Annotated in this window: 14 protein-coding genes; 5 read left to right on the forward strand and 9 right to left on the reverse strand. The window is 69.6% G+C overall.

The annotated features are described in order from the left end of the window. The first annotated feature begins 6 nt into the window (after positions 1-6). From EAO72_RS00780 to EAO72_RS00790, 3 genes are all read left to right on the forward strand, one after another. Positions 7-951 carry an ATP-binding cassette domain-containing protein gene (locus tag EAO72_RS00780; RefSeq protein ID WP_148015224.1) on the forward strand — a complete coding sequence of 315 codons (945 nt, stop codon included), beginning with the start codon at positions 7-9 and terminating at the stop codon, positions 949-951. After that, positions 948-1691, forward strand: a complete 744-nt coding sequence (locus tag EAO72_RS00785) for an ABC transporter permease (protein WP_148015225.1) — start codon at positions 948-950, stop codon at positions 1689-1691. Before EAO72_RS00780 ends, EAO72_RS00785 begins: the two co-directional genes overlap by 4 nt. A 253-nt stretch (positions 1692-1944) precedes the next feature. Further along, a complete protein-coding gene (locus EAO72_RS00790) occupies positions 1945-2382 on the forward strand; it encodes a hypothetical protein (protein ID WP_148015226.1) in 438 nt (145 codons plus the stop codon). A gap of 233 nt (positions 2383-2615) precedes the next feature. Here the strand turns inward: EAO72_RS00790 and mug are convergent, their stop codons facing one another. From mug to EAO72_RS00830, 7 genes are all read right to left on the reverse strand, one after another. After that, positions 2616-3179: a G/U mismatch-specific DNA glycosylase gene (gene mug / locus EAO72_RS00800; RefSeq protein WP_148015227.1), complete on the reverse strand. Its 564-nt coding sequence runs from the start codon at positions 3177-3179 to the stop codon at positions 2616-2618. Positions 3180-3198: 19 nt separating this feature from the next. Next, complete coding sequence (gene purB / locus EAO72_RS00805; protein ID WP_148015228.1) at positions 3199-4641, reverse strand: adenylosuccinate lyase; 1443 nt, start codon at positions 4639-4641, stop codon at positions 3199-3201. Positions 4642-4776: 135 nt separating this feature from the next. Then, positions 4777-5619, reverse strand: a complete 843-nt coding sequence (locus EAO72_RS00810) for an SGNH/GDSL hydrolase family protein (RefSeq protein WP_148015229.1) — start codon at positions 5617-5619, stop codon at positions 4777-4779. Positions 5620-5724: 105 nt separating this feature from the next. Then, positions 5725-6744 carry a hemolysin family protein gene (locus EAO72_RS00815; protein ID WP_148015230.1) on the reverse strand — a complete coding sequence of 340 codons (1020 nt, stop codon included), beginning with the start codon at positions 6742-6744 and terminating at the stop codon, positions 5725-5727. After that, positions 6741-8078, reverse strand: coding sequence for a hemolysin family protein (locus EAO72_RS00820; protein WP_148015231.1), 1338 nt, complete (start codon positions 8076-8078; stop codon positions 6741-6743). The genes EAO72_RS00815 and EAO72_RS00820 overlap by 4 nt, the downstream gene beginning before the upstream one ends. 222 nt (positions 8079-8300) lie before the next feature. Continuing rightward, a complete protein-coding gene (locus tag EAO72_RS00825) occupies positions 8301-8720 on the reverse strand; it encodes a GNAT family N-acetyltransferase (RefSeq protein ID WP_148015232.1) in 420 nt (139 codons plus the stop codon). Between the two features lie 217 nt (positions 8721-8937). Next, entirely contained in the window at positions 8938-10218 is a 1281-nt protein-coding gene (locus EAO72_RS00830; RefSeq protein WP_261991256.1) for a cytochrome P450, read from the reverse strand. A 353-nt stretch (positions 10219-10571) separates the two neighbouring features. Here EAO72_RS00830 and EAO72_RS00835 point away from each other — a divergent pair, with 353 nt between their 5' ends. After that, positions 10572-10799 (forward strand): antitoxin, encoded by a 228-nt coding sequence (locus EAO72_RS00835; RefSeq protein WP_148015234.1) that lies wholly within the window; start codon positions 10572-10574, stop codon positions 10797-10799. Further along, on the forward strand, positions 10796-11167 hold the full coding sequence (locus EAO72_RS00840; protein WP_148015235.1) for a fic family toxin-antitoxin system, toxin component: 372 nt from the start codon (positions 10796-10798) through the stop codon (positions 11165-11167). Before EAO72_RS00835 ends, EAO72_RS00840 begins: the two co-directional genes overlap by 4 nt. 4 nt (positions 11168-11171) lie before the next feature. Here EAO72_RS00840 and EAO72_RS00845 read toward each other — a convergent pair whose 3' ends face one another. Next, positions 11172-11879 carry a class I SAM-dependent methyltransferase gene (locus EAO72_RS00845; protein ID WP_148015236.1) on the reverse strand — a complete coding sequence of 236 codons (708 nt, stop codon included), beginning with the start codon at positions 11877-11879 and terminating at the stop codon, positions 11172-11174. Positions 11880-12013: 134 nt separating this feature from the next. Next, the gene (gene bioD / locus EAO72_RS00850) at positions 12014-12703 is read right to left on the reverse strand and encodes a dethiobiotin synthase (protein WP_148015237.1); all 690 of its coding nucleotides are present in this window, start codon (positions 12701-12703) and stop codon (positions 12014-12016) included.

A 12703-nucleotide genomic window follows, 5' to 3' on the forward strand; every position in this document is an offset into this window, starting at 1 on the left:
GGGGACATGACCAGTATCGACGTCAACGAGCTCACCAAGAACTACGGTGCGACCCGTGCCGTGGACCGACTCACGTTCAGCGTGCGGCCCGGCCGGGTCACCGGTTTCCTCGGGCCGAACGGGGCGGGCAAGTCCACCACCATGCGGCTGGCCCTCGGCCTGGACCGGCCTACGGGCGGCACCGCCACGATCGGCGGGTGCGTATATGCGGCTCTGAAAGATCCGCTTCGCCGGGTCGGCGCGCTGCTCGACGCGCAGGCCGCACACGGCTCGCGCACCGCACGCGACCACCTGCTCACTCTGGCGACGAGTAATGGCCTGGGACGGGCCCGGGTCGGCGAAGTGCTGGACGAGGCCGGACTCGGTCGCGTCGGGGGCCGGCGGGTCAAGACGTTCTCCCTCGGTATGCGTCAGCGTCTCGGGATAGCGGCGGCGCTGCTCGGTGACCCGGAAGTGATCATGCTCGACGAGCCGTCGAACGGGCTGGACCCGGAAGGCATCATCTGGGTCCGGGAGTTGATGAAGCGGCTGGCGCGGGAGGGCCGCACCGTGCTGGTCTCCAGCCATCTGATGAACGAGACGTCATCCTTCGCCGACCACCTGCTCGTTCTCGGGCAGGGCCGCCTGCTCATTGACATGCCGATGCAGGAGTTCCTCGACTCCCGGAGCCGGCCGCGGGTGCGAGTGCGGGTGAACACGGACGAATCACCCCGGTTCGGCGAGGCTTTGACACGTAAGGGTCACCGGGTCGAGCAGGGCAAGGACGGGCTCTGGACCGTTGAGGCGGCGAGAGCGGCGGAGATCGGTGCGCTCGCCGCAGCGGAAGGCATTCCTGTTCTTCAGCTCGTGGACGAGCAGGTCACCCTGGAACGGGCCTACCTGGATCTCACCGTGGGTGCCGCGCAGTTCGGGTCCGCAGCCGACACCCGGACCGCCCGACAGGAGGCATGATGATGACGGCTACGGCAGTCCTGCGTTCCGAGTGGATCAAGATCAGATCGGTACGCTCCGTCGTCGGATCCCTGGCAGCCGTCTTCTTCGCCACCATGGCCGTCACGGTTCTCAGCTTCGCCACCGTGGGCCAGGCCGAGGCGGACAAGGCGGACGCGGATCTTGTGTTCGGTGCGTTCTACGCGCTGAACTTCGGTCAGATCGCGGCCATCAGCTTCGGAGCCACAGCGATCTCATCCGAATACGTCAACGGCGCGCTGCGTCTGTCGCTGGCTGCGGTTCCGCGCCGCACTCTCTTCTACACGGTCAAGATGTCGCTCATCGGGGGCGTGGCCCTAGCCGTAGGGCTGGTCACCAGCTTCAGCTCATTCCTCGTCGGGCAACTGTTCATGGGGGATCATGCCATCGGGCTGGGAGAACCGGGCGCGCTGAGGGCGGCTGTCGGCAGCGGTATATATCTCGCTCTCATGAGTCTCTTCGCCGCCGGGCTGACCGTTCTGTCGCGAAGTGCCGTTGCCGTGCTCAGTCTGCTCATTCCCTTCATCCTGATCGTTTCGTTCGTCGTCGGCGACGTTGCGGGCGGTGTGGCCGACTATCTGCCCGACCGAGCCGGACAGTTGGTGCTGCACCAGCACCCGGACAGCAGCATCGGACCCTGGGCGGGGCTTGCGGTGACCGCCGCATGGGCGGGGGCGGCCTCGCTGGCCGGTTGGTGGGCACTGCGACGGCGGGATGCCTAGGACGAGATGGGCCGGGGGCGATACGCAGGGCGAGGGGAGATGCGTAGGAGGTGGTGCTGGAGAGATGCCTCGCTGGCAAAATCCCCGTCGCGCAGGGGACTCCGGTGTCGGGGTCGGGGAGGGGGCAGAAAGATGACGCGCGCGTCGGCGGTCGTGTCGGTGGTGGCGACGACACTGCTTGAACGGTGGCTGAAAAACCCTCAAAGGGCAGGGCGAGGCTTTCGTTGTCAGTGCCGGACGGTTTACTGACGGCATGACCACCGCACATCACCTCCGCCTCATCGACGGGATGCGCACCCGAGAGTTTCCCGCGGATCGCATCCGGTCGGGTTCGGGAGTCAGCGGGCCCGGCTACCACACGGCGTCCCTGCACGCTGACGACGATCACTGGGACGACGACGAGGCGGGGCGGCTGGAGCACCGTGCCCAGTGCTTGGCGGAGCACGAGGCACTGATCACCGTGCTCGGTGCACGCTGGGGCGATCCGCGGCTGATCAGCCTGTGGAGCGCACAGGAGCGGATGATGTCGGGTGAGGAGATACCCGACCCTTGGGCCGAAACGGTTGCGGGGTGCGAGTATCTCCGGCTCTGGCGTATCGAGGATCGGTGGATCGCCCTCACGCTGTACCTGGAGGAAGAAGGTCCGGGGTGCGAGCTCAATGTACTGGTGACCGAGATCGATCCTCCGTGAGCCCTGTCCTGGGGCGGCGGGGCGAAAAGGCCGTACTCCCGGCTAGTCCTGTTCCATGGCCATAGCTATGGCCATAGCCATAGCCATAGCCATAGCCATAGCCATGGCCATAGCCATAGCCATAGCCATAGCCCGGAGCCCGGAGCCCGGAGCCCGGAGCCCGGAGCCCGGAGCCCGGAGCCCGGAGCCCGGAGCCCGGAGCTCGAAGCAGAGCTCTGAGTTCGACGCAGCGCTCAGAGCTCAGGAGCCGGCATCTCGGCGTCCGAGTCGACAGCTGACCGGAGGCGCCCGTACTCCTCGGCCATCGAGGTCACGGTCCAGTGGGCGTTGAGCCCGCTGGGGTTGGGCAGTGCCCAGACGCGGGCCCCGCCGATCTGTCGTTCCTGCGGTCCGATGCGTGCCTGACGCTCGCCGAATGCCGTCCGGTACGCCGTGATGCCGACTACGGCCAGCCATCGGGGGCGCAGTTCCTCGACCTTTGACGTGAGGATCCGGCCCCCGGCACGGAACTCCTCGGCGGAGAGTTCGTCGGCCCGGGCCGTGGCCCTGGCGACCACGTTGGTGATGCCGAGCCCGTAACGGAGCAGTTCGGACTGTTCGCAGGGCTTGAGTTGCCGCGGAGTGAATCCCGACTGATGAAGGACCGGCCAGAAACGATTACCGGGAAAGGCGAAGTGGTGACCCGTGGCACCTGTCATCAGGCTTGGATTGATGCCGCAGAACAGGACGCGCAGACCGCCCGTGATCACATCGGGAACGATGCGGTCACGGGCGGCCAGGAGCTCTTCGGGCGTCATCGGCCGGTGGCTCGGCGCATCAGAGGATCGAGCCCGGCGTGTAACCGGCCGCCTCCGGGTACTGCTTGGTGATCTCCTCGATCCGGCCGATCAGGGACGTGACCTGGTCGCCCGCCGCACCGGTGAAGGAGAGCTTGTCGGCCATGAGCTCATCCAGCTGCGCGCGGTCGAGCGGGATGCGCTCGTCCGCCGCCAGCTTGTCCAGCAGCTCGTTGCGTTCCGTGCCCTGCTCACGCATGGCGAGAGCGGACGCGACCGCGTTCTCCTTGATGGCCTCGTGGGCGACCTCACGGCCGACACCGGCGCGAATCGCGCCCATGAGGACCTTGGTCGTAGCGAGGAAGGGCAGGTAGCGGTCCAGTTCGCGAGCGACGACGGCAGGGAAGGCGCCGAATTCGTCGAGCACCGTGAGGAAGGTCTCCAGCAGACCGTCGAAGGCGAAGAAGGCGTCCGGCAGCGCTACGCGGCGGACCACGGAGCAGGACACATCGCCCTCGTTCCACTGGTCGCCCGCCAGTTCACCCGTCATCGACGCGTAACCCCGAAGGATGACCATCAGGCCGTTGACGCGCTCGCAGGAGCGGGTGTTCATCTTGTGCGGCATGGCGGACGAGCCGACCTGACCGGGCTTGAATCCCTCGGTCACCAGCTCGTGGCCCGCCATCAGCCGAATGGTCTTCGCGACCGAGGAAGGCGCCGCCGCCAGCTGGACCAGCGCGGTCACCACGTCGTAGTCGAGCGAGCGGGGGTACACCTGGCCGACCGAAGTGAAGGCCTGCGCGAACCCGAGGTGCCCGGCGATGCGCTGCTCCAGCTCAGCGAGCTTCCCGGCGTCTCCGCCCAGCAGGTCGAGCATGTCCTGGGCGGTGCCGACGGGGCCCTTGATCCCGCGGAGCGGGTAGCGGCCCAGCAGGTCATCGAGCCGCCCGTAGGCCACCAGCAGCTCGTCCGCCGCCGAAGCGAAGCGCTTGCCGAGCGTCGTGGCCTGCGCCGCGACATTGTGGGACCGGCCCGCGATGACCAGTTCGCGGTACTCACCAGAGAGCCTGCCGAGCCGGGCCAGGACCGCCACCGTGCGATCGCGCATCAGCTCCAGCGACAGCCGGATCTGGAGCTGCTCGACGTTCTCGGTCAGGTCGCGGGAGGTCATTCCCTTGTGGACCTGCTCGTGGCCGGCGAGGGCGTTGAACTCCTCGATGCGGGCCTTGACGTCGTGCCGGGTCACCTTCTCGCGCTCCGCGATCGAGGCCAGGTCGACCTGATCGATGACGCGCTCGTAATCGGCGAGGGCCGCGTCGGGTACCTCGATCCCGAGGTCCTTCTGGGCGCGCAGCACCGCCAGCCACAGCTGACGTTCCAGCTTCACCTTCTGCTCGGGGGACCAGAGGACAGCCAGCTCCGTAGAGGCGTAGCGGCCGGCCAGGACATTGGGGATGCGAGGCTTCGCAGACACAGCAGTCACGTGAGCAGATTCTACTGGCGGTTTGTGCAGGTCGGCGCCGCCCCCGGTTTGTGCGTTGCTACGAGTGAGGGCGCCGGAGCGGAAGCGGCGGCAGCGGTGGCGGGGGCGGGCACCCAGCCGTGCCCCGAGGGCCGGCTACTCGCCCGCGTCGACCCGTCGCCACGTGGCCACGGGGCCCGGCGTCCCGGCGTTCACGGGGGTGACCCAGAAGGCCCGCCCCAGCTCGGCGCTGAACTGTGCTCCCGTACGTCCGTCGCCCGACGAGCGCCCGGTCAGCCGCCGCCCTATCCACGGGAGCAGGTGCCGGCGGGCGAAGCGGACGTCGTCCACGCGCCGGGAGGACCAGCGTCGTGGGGCCGCGGCGGGCGGGAGCGCCTGCCAGTCGTTCTCCGGCGGCAGCCCGAGCGTCTGCCAGACGGCCTCAGCCACCCTGCGGTGACCCTCCGCGGTGAGGTGCAGCCGGTCCACGTCCCACATCCTGGGGTCGCCCAGCACCGGTGCCCCGTACAGGTCGGCGACCTCCGCGCCATGCCGGGCGGCAAGGTCGTCGACCAGGGTGAACAGCTCCTCCATGCGCGGCCGGAAGCGTTCCATCACCGGCCCGTTGCGGCCGGGGCTGCGCATCAGGACCAGCTTCTTGCACGAGGGAGCGAGACGCTCCACGGCCTCCTCCAGCCGGCCACGGACCATGCCCATGTCGCACTTGGGCCGCAGGGTGTCGTTGAGACCGCCGACCAGCGTCACGACGTCCGCCTGCATGGCCGCCGCCACGTCCACCTGCTCGTCCACGATCTGGCCGATGAGCTTTCCGCGTACGGCGAGATTGGCGTACCGGAATCCGGGGGTACGGGTGGCCAGCCGGGTGGCGAGGACGTCGGCCCAGCCCCGGTACGACCCATCGGGCAGCAGGTCCGACATGCCTTCGGTGAACGAATCGCCTACCGCGACGAGACTGGTGTATTCGGCATTTATTTCCATGGCCCCGCGATCGTATCGCGGGGCGCCCGGACCGTTCCCGGACATGGGGGCAGGCCCGGTCCCGTGCCCCGGGGAGGGTGCGGGAACGGGCCTGCCGGGTCCGGCTCAGCGCGGCTGGGGCCGGCCCACCAGCTCGCGGAGCACGTCCTCCATCGTCACCATGCCGGCCAGCCGGTCGTCCTCGTCGAGGACCGCGGCCAGGTGCGTACGGCTGCGCCGGAGAGCGGTCAGCACGTCGTCGAGTGGTGTCGCCGCCCGTACCCGGGCGATCGGCCGCATCGCCGTCACCGGGAAGGGCACGTCGCGAGGTGTGACGTCCAGGGCGTCCTTCACGTGCAGGTACCCCAGGATCCGCTGCTCGCTGTCCATCACAGGGAACCGCGAGAATCCGGTCTCGGACGAGAGACGCTCCAGTTCCTCGGGCGTCGTCCCGACCCGCGTGTACATCACCCGGTCTACCGGGAGCACCACATCACGCACCGGCCTGCGCCCCAGCTCCAGGGCATGGTGCAGCCGCTCGGCCGCGCGGTCGTCGACCAGACCGGCGTCGCCGGCGTCCTTGACGAGCCGGGCCAGCTCGTCGTCGGAGAAGGTGGCGGACACCTCGTCCTTCGTCTCCACCCTCAACAGCTTCAGCAGCGCGTTGGCGAAGGCGTTGATCGCGAAGATCACCGGACGCAGCGCCCGGGCCAGGGTGACCAGCGGCGGCCCGAGCAGCAACGCGGTCCTCACGGGCTCGGCCAGCGCGATGTTCTTCGGCACCATCTCGCCGAGCAGCATGTGGAGGTAGGTCGCCACCGACAGCGCGATCACGAACGAGATCGGGTGGACCAGCCCGTGCGGCACCCCCACGGCGTCGAATACGGGCTCCAGCAGATGGGCGATGGCGGGTTCGGCGACGATACCCAGGACGAGGGTGCACAGCGTGATGCCCAGCTGAGCCGCCGCGAGCAGTGCGGAGACGTGTTCGAGACCCCAGATGACGCTGCGCGCCCGCCGGTTCCCGTCCTCGGCCTGCGGTTCGATCTGGCTGCGCCGCACGGAGATGAGCGCGAACTCCGCACCGACGAAGAAGGCGTTCACGACCAGGGTCAGCAGACCGATGAAGAGCTGTACGGCGGTCATCGCTCATCCTCAGACGTCTCGTCGGAACCGGGCAGCGGTGCGTGCAGCAGCGCCCGGGCGGCGCGCCGCCCGGAGGCGTCCACCACGTCGAGGCGCCAGCCGGCCAGCTCGATCGAATCACCCACGGCCGGGATCCGGCCCACCTCCGTGGCCATCAGTCCGGCGAGGGTCTCGTACGGTCCGTCCGGCACGCGCAGTCCGATCCTCTCCAGCTGGTCGGTGCGGGCAGCGCCGTCGGCCGACCACAGGGTGCGTCCGTCGGCGTCCTCGCCGGCCGGTGCCAGATCCGGTGTCTCGTGCGGGTCGTGTTCGTCCCGGACCTCGCCGACGACCTCCTCGACGATGTCCTCCAGTGTCACGACACCCGCCGTGCCGCCGTACTCGTCGATGACGACCGCCATCGCGAGCTTCCCGGAGAGGCGGTCGAGCAGCCGGTCCACGGTCAGCGTCTCCGGCACGAGCAGCGGCTCGCGCAGCATGTCCGAGACCCGTTTGCGCGGGCGCTGTTCGGCGGGGATCGCCAGCACGTCCTTGATGTGGGCGACGCCGACGACGGTGTCGAGACTGCCCCGGTACACGGGGAACCGGGACAGCCCGGTGGCCCGCGTGGCGTTGGCGACGTCCTCTGCGGTCGCCTGCACCTCCAGCGCGGTGACCTGTACCCGCGGCGTCATCACGTTCTCCGCGGTCAGCTCCGCCAGGTTGAGGGTGCGGACGAACAGTTCCGCCGTGTCGGCCTCCAGCGCGCCCGCCTTGGCGGAGTGCCGGGCCAGGGCCACCAGCTCCTGCGGGCTGCGGGCCGATGCCAGCTCCTCGGCCGGTTCGAGCCCGAAGCGGCGCACGATGTGGTTGGCCGTGTTGTTGAGATGGCTGATGAAGGGCCGGAACAGTGCCGTGAAGGCCCGCTGCGGCGTGGCCACCGTCTTCGCCACGGCGAGCGGCGAGGAGATGGCCCAGTTCTTCGGTACGAGCTCGCCGACCACCATCAGGAACACGGTGGACAGGGCGGTGCCGATCACCAGGGCCACCGAGGACGCCACGCCGGGTGACAGCCCGACCGCCTCGACCGGTCCACGGATCAGTTTCGCGATGGACGACTCGGAGAGCATGCCGACGACCAGGTTGGTGACGGTGATGCCCAGCTGGGCCCCGGAGAGCTGGAATGTGAGGCTGCGTACCGCCTTCATGGCGCTCGCGGCGCCGCGTTCCTCCCGCTCGACAGCCCGCTCGAGCTGGCCGCGCTCGACCGTGGTCAGGGAGAACTCCGCCGCGACGAAGGCGCCGCAGGCAAGCGAGAGCAGTACGGCCACGAGCAGCAGAAGCACTTCTGTCATCGGTTCACCTCCGTCCCATGATCGGGCAGGGGAAGGAGGATCGCTCGGTCTCGGCGATATCGGCTACTGGGAGGCTCGCCCATGGGCGGACGCTCACACCTTTCAGAAGGAATCGAGAAGGGGAACACCTATAGTAAAGGGTCGGCAAAGTGGCGAGGTCGGGGAGGCGCCCGAGCTCCCGGTCCTCAGTCCTGGATCTCACGCTCCGCGCCGCGCCCGCTGTCAGAGCGGCTTCACCCAGCGGCGCCAGTGGTCCTCCCGGTGGTAGCCGGCGGCGGCCCAGGCCTGCTGCGCGCGTTCGTTGGCCTCCAGCACCATGGCGTCGGCCCGGCGGCCGCCGAGCGCGGCGAAACGGGCGTCCGCCGCTTCCAGCAACGCCGTGGCGATGCCCTGGCGACGGAACGCGGGATGCACGGCCAGCCGGTAGAGGTGGCACCGCCAGCCGTCGAAGCCGGCGATGACGGTGCCCACGAGCCGGCCGTCCCGTTCCGCCAGAAGCAGGGCTTCCGGGTCCCGGACGACCAGCCGGGACACCCCGTCGCGGTCGTCACTGATGCTCGTACCCTCCGCGGCCTCGGGCCAGAACCGCAGTACGTCGTCGACGTCGTCGAGGCCGGCGCAGCGGATGTGAAGATCGCTCATGGGGCGAGCCAAGCAGAGCGTCATCCCGGCGGGCGACCGAATTTCGACTCCGTTCGTAGATGCCCCGGCGGAGTCCCTCTCGCCCCCGCGTACACCGGGCGGAGTCGCGTACACCGGGCGGAGTCCTTCTCGCCCCCGCGTACACCGGGCGGAGTCCGTCCCGCCCGGGTGCACCGACGGAGCCCGCCCCGGCGCAGCGCACGCCGAGCGACTCGCCTCAGGTCAGGTGCACCGGGAGCGAGTCGATGCCGTAGACGATCGACAGCTTCCGGAAGCCGAGTTCCTGCGGCGGGACGGCGAGCCGCATGCCGGGAAACCGCCTGGCCAGCGCCGGGTAGGCGACGCGCAACTCCATACGCGCCAGCTCGGCCCCGATGCAGCGGTGGATGCCGTGGCCGAAGGCGAGATGGCCGGACGGGGTGACGCGGTGCGGGTCGAAGCCCCCGTCATCCAGGACGTAGGCCGGATCGCGATTGGCGCCGCTCAGGGAGCAGAGCACCATGTCGCCGCGCGGAATGAGCACGCCGGCTATCTCGATGTCCTCACGGGCGAACCTGGGAAAGGCCATCTGGACCGCGGAGAGATACCGCAGAACCTCCTCGACGAACGGTGCGGTCATCGTGTCGTCCGTACGCAGCCGGTCGAGGACCTCCTCGTTCCGCAACAGGACCAGCGAACCGAGTGCGATCGTGCTCGCCGTCGTCTCGAAGCCGCCGGTGAGCACCCCGTCGGCGAGACCCGCGAGTTCCTCGTCGTCGACGCTGTCGCCGTGCTCCCGCACGATCATGCCTAGCAGCCCGTCCCCCGGGTTTTGCCGCTGCGCCTTGACCACGTTCCTGAAGTAGTCCAGTGAGGCGGACATGGCGCCGAAGGGCGCGGTCGTCCCGCCGAAGAGATCGAAGCGGTCCATGGCCAGTTGCTGGAAGTCGTTCCGGTCGGCGTACGGCACGCCCAGCAGTTCGCAGATGGTGAGCGAGGGGACGGGCAGCGCGAACTCGTGCACCAGGTCCACCGGGCCGCGCGCGGCCTCCATCGCGTCGAGACGTTCCTCGACGATGGCTTCGATCCGGGGTGCCAGACGCCGTAGCCGGCGCATGGTGAACTCCGGCGTCAGAATGCGGCGCAGCCGCGTGTGCACCGGCGGATCGCTGAACCCGAGCCCGCCGGGGCTCTGCTCGGCGGCGATCCCGGCGTTGCCCGCGAGGTTGGCGAAGTCAGTGCTGAAGCCCTCGGCGGATCCGAGCACCGCCTTCGACTCCTCGTAACCGGTGACCACCCAGGCGTCCATGCCGAAGGGCAGCGAAACCCTGGACACCGGGGCACTCGCCCGGGTCGTGGCAACCCGGCGCACGGGATCGAGGCCGTCGCGGCGCAGGAGCATGAGCAGTTCCTCCGGCAGCAGCTTGATGGTGGAGGAGCCGATTCCGTGCCGTTGGATCCTGGCCAGGTAGGTGCGCCCGAGCCGGGCGGTGATACGGGAACGGAACGTCGTACTCAATGTGCACTCCATGAGTCGTCGCGAGATCTGGTCGGTTGGCAGGCATGCGCGGGCGTTTACGGGCGTTCGCCGCCAGGACGTGGCCGACTGCGCGGACTTCGGCTTCCTGACCAGGAATTATGACCACTTGTTCGGAGAAGGGGGCGGCCGGGTGGGGTATCGGTCGCTCATCCTTCGACGGTACGTGTGACGGCGCCCGCGCGCCCGGGCCGGCGGACGGCGGAGATATGCCTGGTGGCGGGGGTGCGAGATGACCGAGGGCGGTCCGCGGGGCGGGTTCCGGAAGACCGCCCGGGGCTCCGCCCGACCCGTTCCTCTTGCCGGTGCTAGCGATACCGCGCTAGCGTGAAGGAGTGCCCAAGACACAGCTGAACGTTCGAGTGGACGAGGCCACCGCCGAGGCCGCGCGGCAGCGCGCGCTCCAGAGGGGGATGAGCGTGAACCGCTACATAGAGGAACTCGTCAAACAGGACGCGGGCGAGGTCGGCCACACCTTCGTCGAGGCCGCCGCCGACTTCATGAAGCAGTACGAATCGGTGTTCGCCGAGGAGTTCGGCTCGGAGCGCAAAGGCACCCGTTGAACCTCCGGATCCACCTTTCCTGGCTGCTCATGGTCGCCGAACACAAGACACCCGGCGACCCTCAGGTCACCGACTGGGGCGCACTGGTCGCCGCGGTCGCGCGGCACGAGGCGGAGATCTTCGGCAGCCCGGTCTACGGCGACCCCCACTCCAGAGCCGCGGCGCTGCTTCAACTCCTGCTGCACGTGCCCGCGCTGGAGCGCTCCAACGCGATGTTCGCCTCGGCCGTCGCCTACGGCTATCTCGTCGCGTCGGGGCTCAAGGTCATCACTTCGCCGGAACAGGTGCGCGATCTGGCCCTCCTGGTCAAGGAGGGCAAGGCGGACGTCCGGGCCATTGCCGACGAGCTGCGCCAGTGGAGCCTGTGACCCGTCAGAAGCGCGAGCGCAGTCCCCGCGGCCCCCGGTCCACCACCGCCGACCGCCGGGCCACGCCGAGCACGCACGAGGACGTGGGAAGCCTGATGCCGCCCTCCGGCATATTGACCTTGCGGTACGTCTCCACCACGAACCCGGCCGCCTCGATTGCGGCGAGCGCGTCGCGCGAGGTGTGACAGCCCCCGGACACCAGCGGCCAGAACGTCCTGTCCAGCGCGCGCTGGGTGGCCGCCATGGCCCGGCCGTCAGCCCGCACATGCTCGAAGAAGCGCAGCTCACCGCCCGGGCGCAGAACCCGGCGGATCTCCGCCAGCGACTGCTGCACATTGCGCACGGTGCACAGTACGAGGGAGGCGACGGCTCCGTCGAACGCCTCGCTCTTCACCGGGAGCGCCTCTGCCGTACCCGGTACGACGTCCACCGGGATTCCGGCGCGCAGCGCGGACCGTACCGCCAACTGCCGCAGTGTGCGCTCCGGTTCGATGGCGACCACCTCGGACACCGCGGGCGGGTAGTGGGCGAAGTTCAGGCCGTTGCCCGCTCCGATCTCGATGACCCGCCCGGACAGTCCCGACAGCAGCTCGGCCCGCACTGCGGCCATGCCCGCCGCGGATTCCGCGGCCACGCTCATCCGGGCATAGAAACGGGCGAAGACGGGGTGGTGCACCGCGTCCTTCGGGATCTTCGTGTTCCGCAACCGCATGACGGACCTCCTCGACGGGGCCGGTCCGCGCGGGCCGGGTGACGGGGGACGTCCCGCGGGCCCGCTCGGCCGGAAAGGTTCGGCTCCTTCGATTCTGCCTCCTGAGACGCATCCCGTCCTGTGCCGTACACCCTTCAGTCCTGCGGCCGGCTCCCGCCCAGTCGAGCGGCCAGCCAACTCCCCGCGCGGGCACGGAAGTCCGCGGGGCTGAGCGATCCGGCGCCCGCCGGAACCACACCCAGCAGCGGGGCGCCCGCCGCCACCGGAAGGTCCGACAGGTTGCACCGCTCCGCCAGGTCCGGCTCTGCGGGCATGCTGCCGACCACCACGCCGAGACAGTCCAGCCCGCGGGCCCGGAGCGCCTCCGCGGTCAGCGCCGTGGAGTTGAGTGTGCCGAGCCCCGCAGGCGCCACCACCAGGACCGGTGCCGCCAGCAGCCGCGCCGCGTCCGCCAGGGTCGCGCCGTCGTCGTCGAACCGTACGAGCAGGCCGCCCGCGCCCTCCACCAGCACCAGATCGTGCTCCGTCGCCAGCTTCCCGGCGGCCTCGGCGATCTCGTACGGGCGGACCGGGGTCATCCCGGCCCGGCGGGCGGCGGTCGCCGGCGCCAACGGTTCGGGGAACCGGGCCAGTTCGACCGCCGTCACATGACCGCCCGCCAAGCGCGCCACCTCGGCGGCATCACCCGGCTCACCCGGTTCCAGGCCCGTCTGGGCCGGCTTGAGCACCGCCACCCGACGGCCCGCGGCGGCTGCCGCGACCGCCGCGGTCACGATCGTCTTGCCGATTTCGGTACCCGTGCCGGTCACCACCAGAACGCTCAT

Source organism: Streptomyces sp. OR43, assembly GCF_008042275.1.
In the GTDB taxonomy this organism is placed as follows: Bacteria; Actinomycetota; Actinomycetes; order Streptomycetales; family Streptomycetaceae; genus Streptomyces.

Coding starts and splice junctions, on each gene's coding strand:
- EAO72_RS00845 (WP_148015236.1), bottom strand. CDS start 11,879: ATGCGGTTGCGGAACACGAAGATCCCGAAGGACGCGGTGCACCACCCC.
- EAO72_RS00820 (WP_148015231.1), bottom strand. CDS start 8,078: ATGACAGAAGTGCTTCTGCTGCTCGTGGCCGTACTGCTCTCGCTTGCC.
- mug (WP_148015227.1), bottom strand. CDS start 3,179: ATGACGCCCGAAGAGCTCCTGGCCGCCCGTGACCGCATCGTTCCCGAT.
- EAO72_RS00815 (WP_148015230.1), bottom strand. CDS start 6,744: ATGACCGCCGTACAGCTCTTCATCGGTCTGCTGACCCTGGTCGTGAAC.
- EAO72_RS00790 (WP_148015226.1), top strand. CDS start 1,945: ATGACCACCGCACATCACCTCCGCCTCATCGACGGGATGCGCACCCGA.
- EAO72_RS00810 (WP_148015229.1), bottom strand. CDS start 5,619: ATGGAAATAAATGCCGAATACACCAGTCTCGTCGCGGTAGGCGATTCG.
- EAO72_RS00785 (WP_148015225.1), top strand. CDS start 948: ATGATGATGACGGCTACGGCAGTCCTGCGTTCCGAGTGGATCAAGATC.
- EAO72_RS00825 (WP_148015232.1), bottom strand. CDS start 8,720: ATGAGCGATCTTCACATCCGCTGCGCCGGCCTCGACGACGTCGACGAC.
- EAO72_RS00780 (WP_148015224.1), top strand. CDS start 7: ATGACCAGTATCGACGTCAACGAGCTCACCAAGAACTACGGTGCGACC.
- bioD (WP_148015237.1), bottom strand. CDS start 12,703: ATGAGCGTTCTGGTGGTGACCGGCACGGGTACCGAAATCGGCAAGACG.